Consider the following 22143-nt stretch of genomic DNA (forward strand, 5'->3'; position numbering starts at 1 on the left):
CTAGCCCGTCGTTCCGCATATGAGCCTGTACGAGGCCTCCTTCCGGGTCAAACACGAGTGTCCCTACCGGGAGATCTCGGAGCACTACCCGGATCTCACGATCCGTGAATGGTACCTGAGCGACTGCCAGGTGGTCGAGATTACGGCCCCGGGGTCGCCGACCGACGAGCTACTCGACCAGATAGACCAGCTTGGAACGATCCTGCACCGGTCCGTCGACGATTCCGGGCTCCACGTCGTCACGCAGTCCTGTCTCTGCTCGCTGGAAGACTCCATCATCGACCGCTTCGAAGAGTACAACTGCCTGTACCAGCCGCCGACGGTCCACCGCCAGGGGTGGGAGCACTACACGGTCATCGCGTTCGACGAGGACGACGTCCGGAAACTCCTCCACGACCTGGAGACCGACCGTGACGTCGAGGTCCTCTCGAAGACGACGATCACGGAACAGCAGATTCCCCACAGCATGCTGGCACCGGTCGATCAGCTGTTCGAGGACGTGACCGAGCGCCAGATGGCGGCGCTTCGACTGGCGCTGGAGAGCGGCTACTACGAACAGCCGCGGAAGACGTCGCTCCGGGAGCTGGCCGAAATGACCGCCGTCGCTCGCTCGACGTACGAAGAACACCTCCGGAAGGCCGAGAACAAACTCCTCACGAACGCGGGTCAGTTCTTGCGGCTGGTCACCGCGACGTCGACGGCAGACCCATTAGGGGTAGAAGAGACTCGGCGGGCCGAGCAGGTAGCCGACTGACCGACCACCAGCACTCCGAACGTGCGCCAGCCAGTCGACGGTGAGTACCGTCTCGGCGTTCTCGACGACTCGAAGGCAGTCTTCCATCGTCCCCCGGGACCCGAGGCCGCCTGCGTCGATGTCACGGGGATCGAGACACGTCCCAGCGAGGAGACGAACGACGAGCAGTGCCGATTGCGAATCGACCGTCCCGGTCGACCTGGATACAGGAGCCCGCGTCGCCAACAGCTGTTATATCGAAAGGAACGGAGCAACGAATCCGCTCAGTCCAATCACGGTCATGAGCACGCCAGCGACCAGGAAGACGAGGCCGCTACTCCGTCCCTCCTCTATGAGCGTGGCTTCGGACTTGTCCGAGAGGATGAAGTCACCGTCGGGCGTCGACTCGTCGACCACGTACTCGCGGTTGTCCCAGCCCGCCTCGGTCTCCCTGGCGGTCCCGAGGAGGTAGACGTCCTCGCCGGGTTCGAGGGTGCCCTCCAGGTAGCGGCGGCGCTCGCCGGTGCTCAATGGGCCGATGTCGACGCCGTCCGGGAGGTCGAGTGCGGGTTCGTTCTCGACGTACGAGCGGATCTCCTCGGGTGGCTCGTCGCCGGCTTCGACCTTCCACTCGGTCTGGTCGAGGTTCAGTCCGCCGTCTGCCGGAAGGTCGACCAGTACCTCGCCGGTGCCGTCGTCGACGAACATGGGTTCGGCCCGCTGGTCCTCGAAGATGGTCTGCCAGTTGCCCGGGCCGTTGCCGTCCGAGTGCAACTCCTTGACCTCGACGTGGACGGCCAACGCGTCCGTCCCGTCGATGGGCGACTGCTGCAGGGTCGCGTCCTCGGTCCCGCGGACGGTCCCCTTGACCTCGACCACCCCGGGTTCCAGGTCGCGGATCGCCGTCGTCTCGGTCTCTTCCATCCGGGTGCTTTCGGCGCGCTCCGTGCGACCCTTGTTCACCGTGACGAGCCCGACCGCCACGAACACGATACTACTGAGCGAAATGACGAAGCTCTCGACCATTGATTTTGCTAACTAATGCTATATACTTGAAAACTTCGGGGCTGTTCATGCGGAGATATTTCGGGTCCGATACCACCGCTGAACCACTACACCGAAGACGACAACTTCGCGTGCGGGGGCGACGACCGAGCGATGCGCCGTTCGAGAGGCCGGACGGTCTCGGGTCGACCACAGTGTGGGCCGCTCGGCTCTGCGCACCAGGATTCCCGGCCGGATGCAGGCGACCCGATACACATCGGCAGAACTCCTATGCGTTCCACTGGTGGGTTGTACGGCGGTATGGCATCGACACGCCGACTCGACGAGATGCGGCTCCCCGAGGTGGAAGCGTACCTCGACTCAGCGGACACCCCCACGGCGCTGGTGCCGCTCGGGACGACCGAACAGCACGGCCAGCACCTGGCGATGGGGACGGACGCGTACATCCCGACCGAGGTCTGCGAGCGGGTCGCCGAGGACGTCGACGCGCTCGTGGGGCCGCCGATGAACTACGGCGCCTCGGACATGCACGCCGGCTACGATGGGATCACGTACGTCAACTACCGGACGCTGGCGACGGTGGTCCGCGACGTCGCCTACTCGCTGGCGGAGAGCGGGTTCACGGACGTCGTGTTCGTCTCGGGCCACCTCACGAACGACTACGCGGCGAAGGTCGGCGCGAACCAGGCGACCCACGACCTCCCCGACGACAACTACGTCTACGCGTTCCCGTACTGGGACGCGCTGAGCGGCGAGGACATGGCGGACTACCTCTCGTTCGAGGCCGGCTGGCACGCGAACGTCGGCGAGACCGCGGCGGTGATGGCCATCGACGAGGGGCTGGTGGACCTCGACGAGGTCGCGGTGGACGACCCGGACATGCCGGAGGACGTCGAGAACCCGGGCGCACTGCTCGACCCCCTGCTCATCGGGAAGGGGTCGTTCTACCGCGTGAGCGAGTCCGGCGTGTGGGGCGACCCCGGCGAGGCGACCGCGGAGCGCGGCGAGGAGTACTTCGACACCATCACCCACGCCGTCGCGGAACTCATCAACACGTTCCAGGACGTCCGCGACGACATCTACGAGCGCGAACGGCCGTCGCGCGCCCAGGAAGAGTGGTGAAGACGGGGCTGGGCGGGTGTTACGGGGGAGTCAGTGGTGACGGAGAAGCCGACGCAAGTCGTCGACGCCTGGCATCGGTTCCGACGCGGATGAGTCGCCGGCCCCACCTCAGTTGAACGACAGGTCCGGCGGCGCGGCGTCGACGACGGCGACGTCGAAACCGTCGACGGTCGGCCCGCCGACGATGAAGTCAGTTCCAGGGGGGACGTCCAGGTCGACCGACTCGCTGCCGAAGTTCGTTATCCAGGTGTAGCCGCCGCGCTCGGCGACCCTGACGGCGTCCGGCAGGCGGTCCGTCCGGACGACGCCCGCCGCGTCGAGGTACCGTGTGAGGAGTTCGTCCGCCAGGTCCGGTTCCGGCCAGACCCCACAGTAGGCGACGCCGCCGTCGCCGACGTCGCGCTCGACGACGGCCGGGCGACCCCCGGCGACGCCGCCGGCGTGGGTTGCGACGACGTCGGCGTCGTCGGGAGCGAGCCACTCCGCCCAGGTCCGGTAGTCGTACCGCTCGCCGTCGAGGTCGACGCGCGTCGGCACCTGGCCGGGGAGGCTCTCGCGCTGGTCGACCGTCGCGCCGACGAGGTCGGCGAGCGGGCCGGGCGCGGACGCGCGGTGGAGCTTGTTCGCGGGGTCCTTGACGCCGGTCCGCGGACCGAAGCAGACGCGGCCGCCCGCCTCTGCGTAGGCCCGGAGCGCGGCGGCGCGCTCGTCGTCGACGAGGTGGAGCGCGGGGGCGACGACGAGGTCGTACCCCGAGAGGTCGACACCGGGGGCGACGACGTCGGTCTGGACGCCGTGGCGCCGGACGGCGTCGTAGAACGCGCGGAGGTGCGACCAGTAGTTCCAGTCCGGGGCGTGGGGCTCGATCTCGGTCGCCCAGAGGTTCTCGTAGTCGTGGAGGACGGCGACGGGAGCGTCGACGGGGCCGAGGTCGAACAGCTCGTCCGCCGCCTGCGCGGCGTCGCGGTACCCGCGGCCGGGCGACCCGTCGGGCTTGCAGAGGCCGGCGTGGTACTGCTCCTGGCCCTGCCGGCAGCGACGCCACCGGAAGTAGCAGACGGCGTCGCCGCCGTGGGCGACGGCGTGGTGCGCCCAGAGCCGCATCGCGCCCTCGCCGGGCTGGGGACCGTGCGGCGACCAGTTCACGTCGCCGGGCTGCTGTTCCATCACCCAGAACGGCGTCCCGTCGGCACCGCGGTAGAGGTCGTGGTTCAGTCCGACCTCGTCCGGGTCGCCGGCGCGGAGTTCGTCGACGGTGGGGTCGCCCTGCCGGCGGTCCTGGACGAACCCCGTCGGGTAGGAGTCCCACGCGAGGAAGTCGAGGTCGGCGGCGAGCGAGTGGGCGTCGAGGCTGTCGAAGTCGCCCATGAAGTTGTGCGTGACGAACCAGTCGTCGTTCGCCTCGCGCACGAGGTCCGCGTGGAGGCGGTTGTACTCGACGACGCTGTCGTTGGCGAAGCGGTAGTAGTCGAGCAGGCGCGAGGGATGCTGGTCGGCGGGCGTCGGCCGCGGCGGGTCGACGGCCGCGAACGAATCGTACTGCTGGCTCCAGAACGTCGTGCCCCAGGCCTCGTTCAGCGCCGCGACCGACTGGTACTTCTCGCGAAGCCAGTCGCGGAAGGCGTCGGCGCAGTCGTCGCAGTAACAGCGGACGGTGTCGTGGCAGCCGTACTCGTTGTCGGTCTGCCAGCCGACGACCGCGGGGTGGTCGGCGTACCGCTCGGTGAACGCCCGGACGATGCGTTCCGTCTCGCGCCGGTAGGCGTCGGAGTTGAAGCAGGTGAACCGTCGGCTCCCCCAGTTGCGGGTGGTGCCGTCGCGGTCGACCTGCAGTATCCCGGGGCGCTCGTCGACGAGCCACTTCGGCGGCGTGGCCGTCGGCGTGCAGAGGACGGCCGCCATGCCGTGCTCGCCGACGAGGTCGACGGCGTCGTCGAGCCACTCGAAGTCGAACTCGCCGCGGGCGGGTTCGACCCGCCCCCACGAGAACTCCGCCATGCGGACGTACTCGATGCCGGCGTCCGCCATCCGTTCGACGTCTCGTTCCCAGTCGTCGCTCGGCCAGTGTTCGGGGAAGTAGCAGACTCCGATCGTCATGCGTGGTGAGGAGTGGGTGTCATCGGTGATGGTGAGGTGCGCGTGTCATCGGTGAGGAGGTCGCGTCGTTGATGGTGCAGTGCCGGTCATCGTTCGTCCGGAGAGAGTTCGTTCGTGCCGGGCGTGAGGACGACCTCGGTCGGGCCCGTCCCGGCCGGCGCTGCGACGACGGCCCTCTGCGGTCGGCCGGCGTCGAGGGTCACGGCGAGGGCGTCCCCGTCGCGCTCGATGGCGGTCACCTGCGCGGCGAGGTTGGCGAGGTGGTCCGCGCCGACGAGCTGTGGCCCGTCACGGGCCGGGGTAAGGTGCGCCAGCAAGCAGCCGTGTGCGGGGACCTCGCGCTCGACGGGACCGGTACCGCAGTACCGGCGGTCGAACGCGTCCCAGACGTGCGCACCGGAGAGACCGTGGTCCGCCGGGTCGATGCGCACCGTCCGGGCGTCGTCGCTCCAGTTGAACGCGGCGACGGCGAGCGCGCCGTCGGCCGGCCGCTCGCAGGCGACCCTGGTCGGCAGTTCCCGCTCGCCGACGCCGAGGACCCGCCCGGTCTCCACCGGCGGCAGGGACCGTTCGACGAGGTCGCGGGAGACGTCGCCCACGTCCGCGATGCGGTCGCTGACGACGTTCGAACCGCCGAGCAGGGCGACGAGCGCGGCGAACGACCGGCGCTCGGCGAGCGAGAGGTCGGTCGTCTCGCGGACCAGCTGGCAGTCCGGGTCGTTCACCCAGAGCCGCCGGTGGGTCCACTGGCGGTTGAGGACGTTCCGGACCGCGTTCTCGTGGGCGGGCTGGCTCGCGGGGGACGCCCGCCAGTGCGGCGCGGTGTCCGGGCCGACGCGCATCGCGTCGACGAGGCCGACGCTCTGGCCCTGGAGCGCGCCGCAGCCGAGCAGGAAGACGTCGCCGACGGCGTCGCGGATTGTCGCCAGGCCGCGGCGGTAGGCCTCCGCGCGGGTGACGTCCTCGTGGCGGTCGCCCGGGAGCGCGGCGGCGTAGAGGAAGTCAAGCTTGCAGTACTCGAAGCCCCACTCGTCGACGACGGTCTCGAACGTCTCCCGCAGCCAGTCCAGGACCCCGGGATGGGTGGTGTCGAGCGCGTACATCGGTCCGTGGCGCGGCCCGGCGTCGACCGGGTCGCCGTCGTCGGTCACCAGCCACTCTGGGTGGTCGGCGGCGAGCGCCGAGTCCGCCTGAACGTAGAACGGTGCCACCCAGAGACCGGGCGTGTGGCCGGCGTCGCGCACGTCGTCGACGAGGCCCGCGACGTCCTCGAACCCGTCGTCGAGGGTTCGCCAGTCGCCGAACGCGACCTGGTAGCCGTCGTCGACCTGGACGAGGTCGAGCGGGGCATCCCAGTCGTCGAGCGCGTCGAGCGTCTCCCGGACGTCGCCCTCGGTGACGTCGGTGAAGTAGTGGTACCACGAGCACCAGCCGGTCGGCGCGTCGTCCGGCACGCGTGCGTCCATCCGCTTTGCGGTCGCCTCGGCGAGCGCGGCCAGCGCGTCGTCGAGGTCGCGCGTGGCGTCGACGCGCAGCGACGGCAACGCGACGCGCTCGCCGCCGACGACCCTCGTCGCGTCGCCGGGACAGACGGCGTCGACGCGGTGGACGCCGCCCTCGTCGTGGTCGACGTCGAACCGCGAGAGGAACCGCGAGTGGTCGAGGAAGCCAAGCGCGAGCGCACGGCCGCCGTCGAGCAGGGCCGTCACGCCATGGGAGGCTTCGCCCGGCGCGGCGAGGTCGCTCATCTGTGGGTCGTCGCCCTCAGGCGGGAAGCGCTCGCCGACCGGGAGCGTCGCCGTCGGCGTCCACGACTGGTAGCCGTGGCGGTAGCGCCGACTGTCCGGGCCGTGCGTCGGCGCCGCCGCGTCGGCGAGCGGCCGCAGGTCGCCGAGGACTGCCGACCCGTCGGCGGGCACCTGGAACGACAGGCGGACGTCGGCGTGGCCGTCGCCCGCGTCGAGTTCGACCGTCGTCGCCCAGTCGTCGTCGTGGACCGCGCGAGCGGTCCCGGGCGAGGAGTCGGTGGCGGCCGACGCACTAGCCGGGAGCGTCGCGGAACCCACGTCGAGGGCCGGTCGGCCGTCGAGCACCGTCTCGCCGTCGCGTTCGACGACGAGGCGGCGCTCCGCCGGCCGGTACTCCACCGCGGTGTCGCCGCCCGCGACCCGGATGGCCATCAGTCCCCGTCCTCCTCGCCCCGCTCGCGTCGTTCGCGGTAGTCCGGCAACATGTCGTCCTGCATCACCGCAGTGCGCCCGCCGTCGACGAGGAGGGACGTCCCCGTCACGAAGGCGGCCTCGTCGCTGGCGAGGAACGCCACGGCGGCAGCGACGTCCTCGGGGTCGCCCAGGCGGCCGACCGGGTGGATGGATTCGAGGTGCTCGCGGTACTCCGCGTCCATCCCGTCGGTCGTGCGCTCGATGGCGACCCAGCCCGGGTTGACGGTGTTCACCCGGACCCGGGGGCCGAAGTCGAGCGCCATCGCGCGCGTCATCCCGTCGATGCCCGCCTTCACCGCGTTGTACGGGAACATCTCCGGCATCGTCAGGCGGGCGTGGTTCGAGGAGACGTTGACGATGGCGCCCTCGTCCATGTACTCGCGGGCGTGCTTGGCGCAGAGCCAGTAGGAGCGGAAGTCCGTCTCCAGGACGAAGTCCCAGTCGTCCATCGACGCGTCGTCGGCCGCCGTGTTCGTCTCGACGCCGGCGTTGTTGACGAGAACGTCGAGGCCGCCGTACTCCGCGGCTGTGGCCTCGACGAGCGCCGCGACGTCGTCCGGGTCGCGCATGTCCGCGCGGACGAACGTCGCGTCGCCGCCCGCCGCCTCGACGTCGGCGACGGTGGCCTCGCCGTCCTCGCGGGTGCGACCGGTGACGACGACGTTCGCGCCCTCGAGGGCGAACCGGCGGGCGATGCCCGCGCCGATGCCGCGGGTCGACCCGGTGACGAGGACGGTCGCGTCCTCGAACCGGTGGGGGCTGTCGCTGGTGGTGGCGTCCGACACGGTCACCACTCCGCGACGCTCCCGTCCTCGTGTCGCCAGACGGGGTTGTGCCAGTTCACGTCGCCCGCCTTCGCGCGGACGTGCTCTTCGTCGATGTCGATGCCGAGGCCGGGGCCGTCGGGCAGGTCGACGTAGCCGTCTCGGTACTCGAACACCGAGGCGTCGGCGAGGTAGTCGAGGACGTCGCTGGTCTCGTTGTAGTGGATGTCGAGGCTCTGCTCCTGGATGAGTGCGTTCGGCGCGACGGCGTCCACCTGGATGCAGGACGCGAGCGCGATGGGGCCGAGCGGGCAGTGCGGTGCCATCGCCACGTCGTACGTCTCGGCCATGTCGGCGATCTTCTTCACCTCGGTGATGCCGCCGGCGTGGCTCAGGTCCGGCTGGATGACGTCGACGCTACCGTTCTCGAACACCTCCTTGAAGTCCCAGCGACTGAACATGCGCTCGCCGGTCGCGATGGGGATTGTCGTGTGGTCGGCGATCTTCGGCAGGACGTCGTTGTGTTCGGGGAGCACCGGCTCCTCGATGAACATCGGCTCGTGCGGTTCGAGCGCCTTCGCCAGGCGCTTGGCCATCGGCTTCGACACGCGGCCGTGGAAGTCGACGCCGACGTCCACGTCGTCGTCGACGGCGTCGCGGACGGCCGCCAGGCGGGCGACGGCGTCGTCGACCGCCGCCGGGGAGTCGACCCGCCGCAGTTCGGCGGTGGCGTTCATCTTCAGCGCCGTGAACCCGGCGTCGACCTTCTCCCGGGCGGCCTCCGCGACCCTGTCGGGGCGGTCGCCGCCGATCCACTGGTAGACGCGGATGCGGTCGCGGGCCCGGCCACCGAGCAGTTCGTAGACTGGCGCGTCGAACCGCTTGCCCTTGATGTCCCAGAGGGCCTGGTCGATGCCCGCGATGGCCGACATGAGGACCGGGCCGCCGCGGTAGAAGCCGCCGCGGTACATCGTCTGCCAGTGGTCCTCGATGCGGCCCGGCGACTTCCCGAGCAGGTAGGTGTCGAGGAGTTCCTCGACGGCGGCGCGGACGGTGTGCGCCCGCCCCTCGACGACCGGTTCGCCCCACCCGACGAGGCCGTCGCTCGTCTCCAGGCGGAGGAACAGCCAGCGCGGCGGCACCTCGTAGAGGTCGTAGTCGACGATGCGCGTCTTCACGCCGACTCACCCTCCGTCTGGACGTAGTCGCCGACCGTCGCGCTCGTCTCGGCCGTCTTCGTCTTCAGCGACTCGCCCGTCTCCGCGTCGAAGAGGTACAGCGCCGCCTCGTCGAACGTGAACCGGACCGTCTGGCCCGGTTTCGGGTGCAGCGTGCTCGCGATGCGGGCGGTCAGCTCCCGGTCGCCGAGCGTCGCGTAGAGGAAGTTCTCGTTCCCCATCGGCTCGACGACGGACGCCTCGGCGGTGTTCCCGCCGGACTCGACAAGGCTGACGTCCTCCGGTCGGATGCCGACGCGAACCTCGTCGTGACCCTCGACCCAGGACGGGTCGTCGAACTGGTAGGTGAACCCGCCCGGGCCGTGGAGCGTCCCGTCGTCGACCTCGGCCGCGAAGCGGTTGATGCTCGGCGAGCCGATGAAGTTCGCGACGAACTCGTTGGCCGGCGAGCTGTACACCTCCTCGGCGGTGCCGACCTGCTGGAGTTCTCCGTCGTTCATCACGGCGATGCGGTCGCCCATCGCCATGGCCTCCGTCTGGTCGTGCGTGACGTACATCGTCGTCACGTCGAGGTCGTGCTGGAGCTCCTGTAACTCCGTCCGCATCTCCGAGCGGAGCTTCGCGTCGAGGTTCGAGAGCGGTTCGTCCATCAGGAAGACCTCGGGCTGCCGGACGATGGCGCGGCCGAGCGCCACGCGCTGCTGCTGGCCGCCCGAGAGGTCGCGTGGTCGCTTTCCGAGCAGGTCCGAGATGCCGAGCATCTCGGCGGTGTCCTCGACCCGCTCGCGGATCTCCGCGGAGGTCAGTTCCGACGAGAGCTTCAGACCGAAGCCGATGTTCTTGCGGACGTTCATGTGCGGATAGAGGGCGTAGTTCTGGAAAACCATGGCGACGTCCCGGTCGCGCGCCCGGAGGTCGGTCACGTCCTCGTCGTCGAATCGGACGTGACCGCTGGTGACCTCCTCGAGCCCCGCGACGCAGCGCAGGGTCGTCGTCTTTCCACACCCCGACGGACCGACGAGGACGAGGAATTCCCCGTCCTCGACCGTCAGGTCGACGTCGTCGACGGCCGTGAGGACGCCGTCGTCGAGCTCGAACTCCTTCCGTAAATCGTCGATGTTGATGATTGCCATGTGATATCACTCCTTGACCGAACCGGCGAGGATGCCGCTGACGAAGTACTTCTGCAGGAAGAGAAAGAGGACGAAGATCGGCACGATAGAGAGACCGGCGGCGACCATGATCTGGTCGTAGTAGACGCGCTGTGCGCCGACGAGGTCGCTGATGGCGACCGGGATGGTGTACTTGTCCTGGCTCAGGATGACCAGCGGGAACAGAAAGAGATTCCACTGGAAGAGAAAGAGGACGATGGCGAGCGCCGCCAGCGACGACTTCATCGTCGGCAACGCCACGCGGTAGAACACCTGGAACTCCGTCGCCCCGTCCATGCGGGCGGATTCGAGCAGGGCGTCGGGAATCGACTTCATGTTCTGGCGCATCAGGAAGATGCCGAGGGGGTTCGCGGCCCACGGCAGGATGATGGCCCAGTAGGTGTTCGTCATCCCGATGCGCGACATCAGCAGGAACAGCGGGATGACGAGCAGCTGGATGGGGAGCACGAGCGTCGCCAGGATGGTGTAGAATATCGGCTCCTTGTACCTGAACTCGTACTTCGCGAAGGCGAACCCGCCCATCGAACACAAGAGTAGCGAGAGGAGCGTGTACACCGTCCCGACGAGGACGCTGTTGCCGATGGCGGCGAGGAACCCGAGTCTGTACCCGAGGAGCTCGGTGCTGGACCGCTGCTGGAGCGCCTCGAAGTTGGCCAGGAACTGGTCGACCGACCCGGGGACGACCCGCGGGTCGCTGGCGGCGGCGAGGAACGCCTGCTCCTCGAGCGTCGCGGCGACGACGATCCAGTACAGCGGGACGACGGTGACGAGCACCGCCACGATCAGGAACGCGTAGGTGACGAGCTTCCAGGCGAACTCGCGCTGGTGGTCACGCACCGCCACCACCTCCGCCGACGGCCTTTATCTGGACGATGGAGAGCGTGCTGACGACGGCGATGAGCACCCACGTCAGCGCGCTCGCGTACCCGAGCTGGAACTGGACGAACGCCATCTCGTAGATGTACTGGACGATGGTACGGGTCGCCTCGGCCGAGGCTCCCGCCTCGCTCACGATGAGCGGTTCGGAGAACAGCTTGAACGTCCCGATGGTCGAGGTGACGGCCACGAACAGCAGGACGGGCTTGAGCTGTGGGAGGGTCACGTACCGGAACTTCTGCAGGCGGTTCGCGCCGTCGATCTCGGCGGCCTCGTACAGCTGTTGGGGGACGTTCTGCAGTCCAGCGAGCAGGATGATCATGTTGTAGCCGGTCCACCGCCAGGTGACGGCGCCAACGACGGTCATCCGCGACCAGAAGTCGCTCCGGAACCACGGGACGGGTCCGATGCCGACGAGGCCGAGCAGGTAGTTGACGAGGCCGTGCTGCTGCATGAGCAGGACGAAGACCGTCGCGTACGCGACGAGGTTCGCCGAGACCGGCAGCGCGAGCGTCGTCCGGAAGAGTCCGCGGAACCTGACGAACGAGGCGTTCAGCGCGACGGCGAGCGAGAGCGCGACGGCGATCATCAGCGGGACCTGCACCAGCAGGATGAACACGGTGTTGTACATCGCCTGGTGGAACTGGCCGTCGCCGAAGAGTCGCGCGTAGTTCGCCAGTCCGACGAACTCGAGGTTCGCGATCGAGGTGACCTGGAACCCGATACCGGGCACGGTGAACAGCACCGAGCCGCCGACGCCCTCGAACTGGAAGAACGAGAGGTAGACGGTGTACAGGATCGGGAACGCGAGGAACACCCCGAACAGCACGAAGAACGGCAACAGGAAGACGTACGGGACCCCCTCGAAGCTCGGCAGTCGCTCGGAGACGCGCTGGCGACGCCAGCGGAACCGGTCGGCGAGCTCGTCGCGGTGCGACGTGCGTCGCTGGTTCATCGTTTCGTTCTGTTGAGACATGTGGTGGCGAAGGGGTTCTCAGGCCAGCGAGCGGTCGGTGCGGTCGGCGACCTGTTTCGCCGCCTTCTCGACGGCCTTCTCCGGCGAGAGCTTCCCCTTCATCATGCTCTCGAAGTGGGTGTTGATGGCCTTCGTGACCTCCGGGGTGTCGGTCGTGTACCGGTACGACGGGATGTTCGGCGCGATCTCGGCGAACATCCGACCGGCGCTCTGTCCGCCGAGGAACTCGTGGCCGGAGTCGAAGGCGTCGCTCTCGTAGGCGGGCTCGAACGCGGGGAAGATGCCGTACTCCCGGTACATCTTCACCTGCTGTTCCTTGTTGGCCAGGCTGTGCTTCATGAAGTCCCAGCCGCGGTTGGCCTTCGCGTCGCTGACCTGGTCGGCGATGACGAGGTTCGACCCGCCCCAGTTGCTCGCGCGCCCGCCGCCCTTCTCGAACGCCGGGGGCTTCATGACGCGCCACTTGCCGGACGTGTCGGGAAGCTCGGCCTTCAGCGTCCCCTCCATCCACGCACCGGCGTTGAGCGAGGCGATGGTCCCGTTCTTGAACCCCGAGAACCACGGACTCGACCACGACGCCTCGCTTGCGGTGATGCCGGCGTCGCGAAGTTGCTTGAGGTTGCGCGCGACGCGCACGCTGTTCTCGTTGTCGAAGGCGATCTTGCCGTCCTCGGTGAACGGCTGACCGCCGAGTTGGCGGTACTGCATCCGCCAGAGGCCGTCGTAGTCGTTCGACGGGATGTTGAGCATCGCCACGTCGTCGGGGAGCTTCTTGCCCTCCTCGACGAACTGGTCCCACGTCTCGACGCCGTCGAGGTCGACGTCGTGCTCGTCGAGGACGTCCTTGCGGTAGAAGGTCCCGACGGGGCCGATGTCCCACGGGAGCGCGTACGTCTTCCCGTCCTTGGTCAGCGGGCCCCATTTGCCCGAGACGAACTTCTTCTTCACGTCCTTCTTCAGCCATCCGGAGATGTCGCGGAGCCCGCCCGTGTCGACCCACGCGGCGGCGTCGACGCTCTCCATCGTCGCGACGGTGGGCGCTCCCGACCCGGCCAGGAGCTTCGACTTGTACTTGTCCTTCATGTCGGACCGACCGATCTGCTCGACGCTGACCGTCGCGTCGTTCTGTTTCTCGTAGGACTTCGCGGTCAGTTTCAGCGACTTCGCTGCGACGTCCCAGCTCCACGCGTCGATGGAGTCCGCCTTCTCGTTGCCGCCGCCACCGCCGCCACCGCCGACACAACCTGCGAGCGCCGCTGCGCCGGCCACGCCGACGCCTTTGAGCACGTTCCGTCGGTTCGTACCGTGTCTGTCACCTTTCATTGTGCGGGATACTGTAGGGCTACACACTCGAATACTTAATTCTTTGGCAATCGCAACCCAAATATTTAGTCTGGTAGCCAGATTGCATCTTTCTAAAAAGATTGTAGGCTATTATCGCATATCACCATGAATCAGTGAAATCGGATATTGTTCATCGATGGTGAACAGAGATTCCGCCGTGAATGGCGGATCGTGCGGTACGTCCGCTTTGACCGCCCGTAACCAGGGAACCGCGTTTCGGACGATGAACCGAACCGACGAGCGACCACTCCGCCGACGTTCAGCGTCGGTGAACGTTTTTGTGTTCTCGGTGTGACCTGCGGGTATGGCGGAGTATCCAGTCGGAGCGACCGCGACGACGTTCGAAATCATCGGTGCCCTGGCGACGCTCGAACGGGCGGGCGTCACGCAGCTCGCCGACCGTCTCGACCGGTCGAAGGGGAGCGTCCACAACCACCTCACCACGCTCGAACGACTGGGGTACGTCGTCCGCGACGACGGCCAGTACCGCCTCGGACTGCGGTTCCTCGAACTGGGGACGGGCGTACGGGCGGCGGACGCACTGTACCGCGTCGCGCGACAGGAGATCGACCGTCTCGCGAACACCAGCGGGGAGACGGCCAGTCTCGTCGTCGAGGAATCCGGCGAGGCCGTCTTCGCGTACAGGGCGGGCGACAGTACGGACGCCCGTTTCCGCGACGGGAGCCGCGTCCCGGTCCACGCCTGCGCCGCTGGGAAGGCCATCCTCTCACACCGGTCGCCCGACACCCTCGACGAGGCCCTCGAAGACGACCTGTCGACGCCGACCGACCGGACGATAGCGTCGCAGGCGGCCCTGAGGCGGGAGCTCCAGACCGTCCGCGACCAGGGGCTCGCGTTCGACCGGGGGGAGCTCACCCCCGACCGGCGCGCCGTCGCAGCACCGATCGTCACCGACGACGGCCATCCCGTCGGTGCCGTGACCGTCTCCAGCACCTCCCCGCGGATGAGCGGCAAGCGGTTCGAGGAGGACATCCCCGGTCTCGTTCTCAGCACCACGAAGGACATTGCCGTCGAGGACATAGGCCGTGAATAGAACCGTTCTCCATCAGTGAAAGTAAACCATGAGAGCCCATCCAGTCCGAATATACGGTTTCTCGCGGTTCATCCACGGTTCGAGAACGACCGAGATTCATAACTGTTCACCGTGAATGAACAGGCGGCTGGAGCGAAACCGGCGCGCCAGTATCGAATCCTAACCACGACTATTGTGAACACAGTACGTCTGACGGTCTTCGACCCTCAGCGAAGTCGTGAATAGCAGGGTTGCATCGTCGCACTGGCTCGTTCGTCAGCTGGTGCGCGTCAGACTCGAACCAGGCACTCGCCACGGAACGCCGGCCGGAGGAAAGACCGGATGGACGCGGGTACAGGATGACAGCGACCAGCGATACCCGAACGAACCAGGGATAGCAGCAGAACGACACAAATGGTTCCCGCCGACCTGGAGAGTCCCTCCAAGACGGGATAGTCAGTGCATCGGGCAGTCCGGACCACCCGGTGTCGACGAAGCGTCGCGACCCGGGCAGTCGACGAAGAACCGCGACGACGGCCAGGGTCTCGCGTACGTCCAGTCGAACACTATCCAGGCCGCAGATGCCTGCTAAAACCAAGGGTAACAATGGACGGACGGCCGAGAGTTGCCACGCACCTTTTTCCAGCTACATCATCAATTATGATGTCGTATGTCACTGGAAGACCGCTACCTGGAGAACGAATACTACACGCAGGAAGTGCATGGAGAGTACGAGTTGTTCGATCTCGGTGATTTCGAACTCGCGCGGGGGCAGACGCTCCCCGACGCGAAGCTGGCCTACCAGACGTTCGGCGAGCTGAACGACGAGAAGGACAACGCCATCCTGTTCCCACACATGTACTCCGGGACGCACCGGGACATGGAGCGGTTCGTCGGCGAGGACATGGCCATCGACCCGAACGAGTACTTCGTCGTCCTTCCGGACCAGTTCGGCAACGGACTCTCGTCGTCGCCGCACAACACGCCGCCACAGGAGGGCGGCATGGGGTACTTCCCGGACGTGATGATCGAGGACGACATCCGCGCCCAGCACAGGCTCGTGACGGAGGAGTTCGGTATCGACGAACTGCAGCTCGTCCTCGGCTGGTCGATGGGCGCACAGCAGACCTACGAGTGGATCGTCCGGTACCCGGACATGGTCAAGCGGGCCGCGCCCATCGCCGGGACGGCCAAGGTGACGCCCCACGACCAGCTCTTCATCGAGGCCCACAAGGAGATGATCCGCTCGGACCCGGCGTGGAACGACGGGTTCTACACGGAGCCCCACGCCGTCCTCACGGGGCTGCGCCGCCACGCGCTCATCTGGTCGGTCATGGGGCTGAGTACCCAGTTCTACCACCAGTCCGAGCAGGCCTGGGAGCGGGCCGGGTTCCAGTCGGTCGACGACTTCATGGCGAACTTCTGGGAGGACTGGTTCCTGCCGATGGATCCGAACGACCTGCTGACGATGGCGACGAAGTGGCAGCACGGCGACGTGAGCCGGAACACGGACGGCGACCTCGAGGCGGCGCTCGGACGTATCGAGGCGAAGGTGTACGTCATGCCCTTCGAGGAGGACATGTTCTTCCCCGTGCGCGACTGCGAGTACGAGGAGTCGATGATTCCGGACAGCGAACTGCGACCGATCGACAGCCTGTGGGGGCACTTCACCATGTTCGGCGTGTTCGAGGAGGACCTCGAGGCGATCGACGAACACATCGACGAACTGCTGAACGAGTCGGTGTGAGACGGGGGCAGTCCCACATCCCAGCGTGTCGCCTCTCGCGGCCGTGGTACAGATGGAAGGCGTTATCACCCATCATACCACTCGTTGGCACGCACGTGATTGCAACCGGTAGACGCGACGCGAACGGACGCGGTACGTTCCGCGAACGGAGGGAGTACGGCGACGCAGACGGAGGAGCGAGATGACCGGAGCACCTCGCTCGACGGAACGCGCGGCGCAGAACTACGTCGGCGGCGAGTGGCGCGACCCGGCTGGCGACGACGAACAGGCGGTCGTGAACTCGGCGACCGGCGAGCGGGTCGGCGTGACCCCGTTCAGCGACGCCGGCGACGTCGACGAGGCGGTCGCACGGGCCGACGAGGCGTTCGCGGACTGGTCGGCGCGCCCGGTCGAGGAGCGCATCCAGCCGCTGTTCGAACTCAAGCGGCTCCTCGAAGCCCACCAGGACGACGTCGCGGAGACGCTCGTCCGCGAGCACGGCAAGACGTTCGACGAAGCGATGGGCGAACTCCGCCGCGGCATCGAGAACGTCGAGGTGGCCTGCGGCATCCCCTCGATGCTGCAGGCCGGCCACCTCCCGAACGCCGCGCCCGGCATCGACGAGACCGCGGTCCGCCAGCCGCTCGGCGTGTTCACCGCCATCACGCCGTTCAACTTCCCCGGCATGATACCGCTCTGGTTCCTGCCGTACGCGGTGGCGACCGGGAACGCGTTCGTGCTCAAGCCGAGCGAGCGGACGCCGTTCACCGCCCGGAAGCTCTTCGAGTTGATCGACGAGGCCGGCTTCCCGGACGGCGTCGTCCAGCTCGTCAACGGCGGGCCGGACACCGTGAACGCCCTGCTGGTCCACGGCGACGTGGTCGGCGCGTCGTTCGTCGGGAGCACGCCCGTCGCCAAGCACGTCTACGAGACCGCCGCCAGCCACGGCAAGCGCGTGCAGGCACAGGGCGGCGCGAAGAACCACGTCGTCGTCTCCGACTCGGCGGACCTCGACTTCGCGGCCGAACAGACGGTGTCCTCCGCCTTCGCCAACTCGGGGCAGCGCTGTCTCGCCAACCCGGTCGCGGTCGTCCACGACGACGTCTACGAGGAGTTCGCCGACCGCGTCGTCTCGAAGGCCGACGCCCTCGCGGTCGGCGACGGCCTCGACGCGGACACCGAGATGGGGCCGCTCGTCACGGCCGACCACGAGGCGACCGTCCGGGAGTACGTGGAGACCGGCGTCGAGGAGGGCGCGACTCTGCTGCTCGACGGCCGCGAGCGCGACGACGACCTGCCGGACGAGGGGTACTATCTCGCGCCGAGCGTCTTCGGCGACGTCGAACCCGACATGACCGTCGCACGCGAGGAGATATTCGGCCCCGTCCTCGCGCTCGTCCGTGCCGACGACTTCGGCGACGCGCTGGAGACGCTCAACCGGAGCGAGTACGGCAACGCCGCCAGCCTGTTCACCGAGCGCGGCGGCGAGGCCCGCCGGTTCCGCCACGAGGCGGAGGCGGGCAACCTCGGCGTCAACGTCGGCACGGCCGCGCCGATGGCGTTCTTCCACTTCGGCGGCCGGAACGACTCGTTCTTCGGCGACCTCCACGCCCAGGGCGACGACATGATCCGCTTCTACACGGACGAGACGGTGTACATCGAGCGCTGGCCAGGGGAGTGACCGGCGTCGCTGGGGTTCGAGAAGCCGGGCCGGCAGTCCCGCTACCCCCGAGCTGAACGTCAGTTCGGACAGGCACACTTTTCAACGTCGGATACAGTTCTGCAGTCATGCCCACGACGCTATCCTCCCTCCAGGAGACGTGGACCGCCGCGACCGACTTCGACTCGGCGGTCGCGAAGTTCCTGGTCGTTCTCGCCACCGGCGCTCTCGGATTCGTCGTCTCCCTGCAACTGAGCGAGCTGTGGGAGCAACTGCTGGGATACTACTCCTCAGTTGCAACGTACTCCACTGGAATGGTGGTCTTCCTCGGTCTCTACTTCGGTCTGGGGTACGCCGTGACAACAGTGCGTGAACGACAGCCGTAGTCCTTCGATGGCGAACTGGCCCGGACACGGCCGGCTGTGGCGGGAAGTGCTGGCTACCCCTGTCCGATGAGTCGCTCCTCGTCCTCCCAGAACTCCTCGCGGAGCTGGTACTTCTGCACCTTCCCGGTCGCGGTCTCGGGGAGGTCGTCCTGGATGAGGATCTGGCGCGGTATCTTGTAGCCGGCCAGGCGCTCGCGACAGAACGACTCGACGCCCTCCTTCGTGAGGTCGTCCGACTTCGGGACGACGATGGCCGTCACCATCTCGCCCCACTCCTCGCTCGGCGTGGGGATGACCGCTGCCTTCGCGATGTCGGGATGGTCGTAGAGGACGTCCTCGACCTGGATGGAGGAGACGTTCTCCCCACCGGAGATGATGATGTCCTTCTTGCGGTCCTGGATGGCGACCATGCCGTCCTCGTCGATGACGCCGAGGTCGCCGGTGTGGAAGTAACCCGGCAGGCGGTCGTTGAACGCCTTCTCGGTCGCCTCGGGCTTGTTGAGGTAGCGGTCCATCACCTGGTTGCCCCTGACGACGACCTCGCCCATCGTCTCGCCGTCGGCCGGGACGTCGTCGCCGTTCTCGTCGACGACGCGCACGTCGGTCGCGAGCGTCTCGCTCCCCTGGTTGACCTTCAGGTCGCGCCCGCGCTCGGCGAGGCGGCGCGGCGAGTTCGACGTCGTGATGATGGGTGCCGTCTCGGTCAGGCCGTAGATGTGGATGATGCGCCAGCCGATGTCGTCCTCGACGGTCTCGATGGTCGCCGTCGCGGGCGCGCTCCCGGCGGTGGCGATGCGGACGTCGCGGTCGCCCGTCGTCTCCACGGACGGGTTCTCGTCGTGGTGGGCGATGATGCGGTTGAGGACGGTCGGCGCGCCGCACATGAACGACACGTCGTGCTCGCGGACCTTCGCCAGGGTCCCCTCGGGCGTGAACTCGCGATGGCAGACGTGCGTGCCGCCGGTACCCGTGATGGCGTAGGTGTGCCCCCAGCCGTTGCAGTGGAACATCGGCAGCGTCCACAGGTAGGTGTCGTCGTCGCGGATCTCCATGTGCTGGTTGAGCACGAGCGCGTGCCAGTGTTCGGTGCGGTGGGTGCGGACGACGCCCTTCGGATCGCCGGTCGTCCCCGACGTGTAGTTGATGCTCGCGTCGTCGTCCTCGGAGATGTCGGGGCGCTCCGGCGGTTCCGGTGACGCCCCGTCGACGAGGTCCATGTAGTCGACCCAGTCGCCGTCGATGCGGTCGGCCTCGTAGCCGACGAACTGCTCCGCCGGAACCGAGCCGCGTACCGCCTCGACCTTGTCGGCGAACGCGTGGTCGGCGATGACGACCGACGCCTCGCAGTCCGAGAGGATGTACTCGTAGTCGTCGGGGACGAGCCGGTAGTTCATCGGGACGTACACCGCCCCGAGCTGGTTGGTCGCGTACAGCGCCTCGAGGAAGTAGTGCGTGTTCGAGGCGAGCATCGCCACCCGGTCGCCCTGTTCGATGCCGAACTCGGCGAGCGCGTTCGACAGCCGGTTCACCCGTTCCTCGAACTCCGCGTACGTGTACTCCGTCCCGTCGTCGGCGATGACGCCGACCACGTCGTCGTATATGTCGGCGGCGCGGTCGAGGAAGTCCAGCGTCGTCATTTCCGTCTTCATGCGTGAACGTACGGAGCAACTCCACCCTGTGGGGTAAACATTACGACTTTTGTTATCATTTCACAGTGTTGGAACCGTCACCGAGCCTCGTGCGCCACGAGGGGCTATCCGTCGAGGAACCGCCCGGCGGTCCGGTGGAAGAGGTCGCAGTACGTCGATTCGGAGAGGTCGCGGGCGAGGAGACCGCGCCGTTCGTCGTCGTAGGGGTACGGCAGGTTCGGGAAGTCGGAGCCGTACATGATGGAGTCGGAGAGGTCGGTCAGCGTCTCGTCCGCTATCGTTTCGGGGTCGAACCCGAGGACGTCCGCAGTGCGAGACGAGAGCGCCATCGTCGTGTCGAGGAAGACCTGGTCGTGCTCGCGGGCCATGTCGAGGAACGCCGGCGTCTCGTAGGTTCCCATGTGGGCGGCGCACGCCCGCACGTCCGGGAACGACGCGACGAACTCCGCGAACTGGTCGGCGCCCACGTGCTCGCTCTCCTCGAACATCGGTGCGGTGCCGGCGTGGAACAGGACGGGACGGTCGTACTCGGCGGCGAGTTCGAACGCGGGCGCCAGTCGGGGGTCCGCCGGGCCGCACTCCTGCACGGGACACTGGAACTTCAGTCCACGCGCGCCCGCCTCGAACGCCGCCCTGACGACGCTTTCGACCTCGTCGTCGCCGTGGACCGTCGCGAACGGGACGGCCATGTCGGAGTCGGCACTCTCGGCGAGCACCCACTCGTTGAGGTCGGCCGCCATCCCCGCCTCGTGAGCGTACGGGAGCGCGAGGTAGCGGTCGACGCCCGCCGACCGCAGTGCGGCCTCCATCGCGTCGCGCTCGACGGGATGGTCGAACGTCCACCCCGCCTCCCTGGCGAGCGACTTCCGTATGGCCGCCATCAGTCGCGGCGGCATCAGGTGCACGTGCGCGTCGGTGGTCTCGGCAACGGCCATGCACACACGGTCGCATCCGACGCGCTTGAATGGCGGGGTACCCCGAACGGTTTTGTCGCTCTCGCCCAGCCATCCTCTATGCGACTCGACGACGTGGTCGTCCTCGACCTCTCTCGGCTCCTCCCCGGCCCATACGCGACGCAACTGCTCGCCGACCTCGGCGCGACGGTGATCAAGGTCGAACGGCCGGAGGGCGGCGACGCCGCCCGGCACATGGGGACCGCCGGCGAGAGCGGGACCGGACGCATCTTCGAGGCGGTCAACCGCGGCAAGCGGAGCGTCGCGCTGGACCTCACGGACGAGGCCGACCGCGAGGCGTTCTACGGCCTGGTCGCGAACGCGGACGTCGTCTTCGAGTCCTTCCGTCCGGGCGTCGTCGACCGACTGGAGATCGACCACGACACGCTCGCGACCTACAACCAGGACCTGGTCTACGTCTCCCTCTCCGGGTACGGACAGGAGGGCCCGTACGCCGACCGTGCGGGCCACGACCTGAACTACGCGGGGCTGACGGGGCTCCTCGACATGACGCGCCGGGACGCCTCGTCGCCGCCGACCATCCCGGGCTATCCCGCCGTGGACATGGCGAGCGGCCTCTTCGCGGCCTTCAGCATCGTCGGCGCGCTGTTCGACCGGGAGACGGGCGGCGGCGGAAGCTACGTCGACGTCGCGATGACGGACGTGATGCTGTCGTTCTCCCAGATATACGCCGGGCAGGCGCTGGCCGGCGACGACCCGCGACCGGGCGGGACCATGCTCACGGGGATGTACCCCTGCTACGACGTCTACCGTACCGCGGACGACCGGTACCTCACGGTCGCCGCGCTCGAACCGAAGTTCTGGCGCGAGCTCTGTGTCGCCATCGACCGGCCCGAACTCGTCGACCGGCACATGAGCGACGACCCGGCCGTCCGGACGGCCGTCCGCGACGCGCTCGAAGACACCTTCGCGGAGCGGTCGCTGGAGGCGTGGCTCGACGAACTCGACGACGTCGACACGGCGGTCGGCGGCGTCTACACGGTCGGGGAGGCGCTCGACCACCCGCAGACGAGAGAGCGCGAGATGGTCGTCACGGGCGGAGAGGCACCGCCCCGTCTCGGGTTCCCCGCTCGCACCGCGGCGGCCGAATCGGTCCCGACGGCCGTCCCGGACCTCGGCGAAGACACGGAATCGGTGCTCCGCGACGCTGGCGTCGCGCCTGAGGTCGTCGAGCGAGTGCTCGACCGCGACGCGGACCGGGAGGCGTAGCACTGCAGCGTGGACTG

The 22143-nt window shown here is 67.8% G+C and carries 18 protein-coding genes; 7 read left to right on the forward strand and 11 right to left on the reverse strand.

What is annotated here, in order from left to right:
* Positions 1-19 precede the first annotated feature (19 nt).
* Positions 20-754: a helix-turn-helix domain-containing protein gene (locus NKT36_RS17600; RefSeq protein ID WP_327054045.1), complete on the forward strand. Its 735-nt coding sequence runs from the start codon at positions 20-22 to the stop codon at positions 752-754.
* Between the two features lie 231 nt (positions 755-985).
* Here the strand turns inward: NKT36_RS17600 and NKT36_RS17605 are convergent, their stop codons facing one another.
* Entirely contained in the window at positions 986-1759 is a 774-nt protein-coding gene (locus NKT36_RS17605) for a hypothetical protein (RefSeq protein WP_327054046.1), read from the reverse strand.
* Between the two features lie 279 nt (positions 1760-2038).
* Here NKT36_RS17605 and NKT36_RS17610 point away from each other — a divergent pair, with 279 nt between their 5' ends.
* On the forward strand, positions 2039-2860 hold the full coding sequence (locus NKT36_RS17610) for a creatininase family protein (RefSeq protein WP_327054047.1): 822 nt from the start codon (positions 2039-2041) through the stop codon (positions 2858-2860).
* Between the two features lie 108 nt (positions 2861-2968).
* Here NKT36_RS17610 and NKT36_RS17615 read toward each other — a convergent pair whose 3' ends face one another.
* The 8 genes from NKT36_RS17615 to NKT36_RS17650 form a co-directional block, all read right to left on the reverse strand.
* Positions 2969-4957 (reverse strand): beta-galactosidase, encoded by a 1989-nt coding sequence (locus NKT36_RS17615; RefSeq protein ID WP_327054048.1) that lies wholly within the window; start codon positions 4955-4957, stop codon positions 2969-2971.
* Between the two features lie 86 nt (positions 4958-5043).
* Positions 5044-7137 carry an alpha-galactosidase gene (locus NKT36_RS17620; RefSeq protein ID WP_327054049.1) on the reverse strand — a complete coding sequence of 698 codons (2094 nt, stop codon included), beginning with the start codon at positions 7135-7137 and terminating at the stop codon, positions 5044-5046.
* Positions 7137-7964, reverse strand: a complete 828-nt coding sequence (locus NKT36_RS17625) for an SDR family NAD(P)-dependent oxidoreductase (RefSeq protein ID WP_407652252.1) — start codon at positions 7962-7964, stop codon at positions 7137-7139. Before NKT36_RS17625 ends, NKT36_RS17620 begins: the two co-directional genes overlap by 1 nt.
* A gap of 2 nt (positions 7965-7966) precedes the next feature.
* Positions 7967-9121, reverse strand: coding sequence for a galactonate dehydratase (dgoD, locus tag NKT36_RS17630; protein ID WP_327054051.1), 1155 nt, complete (start codon positions 9119-9121; stop codon positions 7967-7969).
* On the reverse strand, positions 9118-10254 hold the full coding sequence (locus NKT36_RS17635) for an ABC transporter ATP-binding protein (RefSeq protein ID WP_327054052.1): 1137 nt from the start codon (positions 10252-10254) through the stop codon (positions 9118-9120). The genes dgoD and NKT36_RS17635 overlap by 4 nt, the downstream gene beginning before the upstream one ends.
* Before the next feature lie 6 nt (positions 10255-10260).
* Entirely contained in the window at positions 10261-11130 is an 870-nt protein-coding gene (locus NKT36_RS17640; RefSeq protein ID WP_327054053.1) for a carbohydrate ABC transporter permease, read from the reverse strand.
* Complete coding sequence (locus NKT36_RS17645) at positions 11123-12124, reverse strand: carbohydrate ABC transporter permease (protein WP_327054054.1); 1002 nt, start codon at positions 12122-12124, stop codon at positions 11123-11125. The genes NKT36_RS17640 and NKT36_RS17645 overlap by 8 nt, the downstream gene beginning before the upstream one ends.
* Before the next feature lie 39 nt (positions 12125-12163).
* Positions 12164-13468, reverse strand: coding sequence for an ABC transporter substrate-binding protein (locus NKT36_RS17650; protein ID WP_327054055.1), 1305 nt, complete (start codon positions 13466-13468; stop codon positions 12164-12166).
* Between the two features lie 325 nt (positions 13469-13793).
* On the opposite strand from NKT36_RS17650, the gene NKT36_RS17655 reads away from it, so the two are divergent.
* From NKT36_RS17655 to NKT36_RS17670, 4 genes are all read left to right on the forward strand, one after another.
* Entirely contained in the window at positions 13794-14543 is a 750-nt protein-coding gene (locus tag NKT36_RS17655) for an IclR family transcriptional regulator (RefSeq protein WP_327054056.1), read from the forward strand.
* 649 nt (positions 14544-15192) lie between these two features.
* On the forward strand, positions 15193-16269 hold the full coding sequence (locus tag NKT36_RS17660; protein ID WP_327054057.1) for an alpha/beta fold hydrolase: 1077 nt from the start codon (positions 15193-15195) through the stop codon (positions 16267-16269).
* A gap of 181 nt (positions 16270-16450) precedes the next feature.
* The gene (locus NKT36_RS17665; RefSeq protein WP_327054058.1) at positions 16451-17929 is read left to right on the forward strand and encodes a CoA-acylating methylmalonate-semialdehyde dehydrogenase; all 1479 of its coding nucleotides are present in this window, start codon (positions 16451-16453) and stop codon (positions 17927-17929) included.
* A gap of 107 nt (positions 17930-18036) precedes the next feature.
* Positions 18037-18294 carry a hypothetical protein gene (locus NKT36_RS17670; protein ID WP_327054059.1) on the forward strand — a complete coding sequence of 86 codons (258 nt, stop codon included), beginning with the start codon at positions 18037-18039 and terminating at the stop codon, positions 18292-18294.
* Positions 18295-18347: 53 nt separating this feature from the next.
* Here NKT36_RS17670 and NKT36_RS17675 read toward each other — a convergent pair whose 3' ends face one another.
* Both NKT36_RS17675 and NKT36_RS17680 read right to left on the reverse strand, forming a co-directional pair.
* Positions 18348-19943, reverse strand: coding sequence for a long-chain-fatty-acid--CoA ligase (locus NKT36_RS17675; protein ID WP_327054060.1), 1596 nt, complete (start codon positions 19941-19943; stop codon positions 18348-18350).
* Between the two features lie 104 nt (positions 19944-20047).
* Positions 20048-20878 carry an amidohydrolase family protein gene (locus NKT36_RS17680; RefSeq protein ID WP_327054061.1) on the reverse strand — a complete coding sequence of 277 codons (831 nt, stop codon included), beginning with the start codon at positions 20876-20878 and terminating at the stop codon, positions 20048-20050.
* Between the two features lie 78 nt (positions 20879-20956).
* On the opposite strand from NKT36_RS17680, the gene NKT36_RS17685 reads away from it, so the two are divergent.
* On the forward strand, positions 20957-22126 hold the full coding sequence (locus NKT36_RS17685; RefSeq protein ID WP_327054062.1) for a CaiB/BaiF CoA transferase family protein: 1170 nt from the start codon (positions 20957-20959) through the stop codon (positions 22124-22126).
* Positions 22127-22143: the final 17 nt, after the last annotated feature.

Source organism: Halomicrococcus gelatinilyticus (assembly GCA_024227995.1).
Taxonomy (GTDB): Archaea; Halobacteriota; Halobacteria; order Halobacteriales; family Haladaptataceae; genus Halomicrococcus; species Halomicrococcus gelatinilyticus.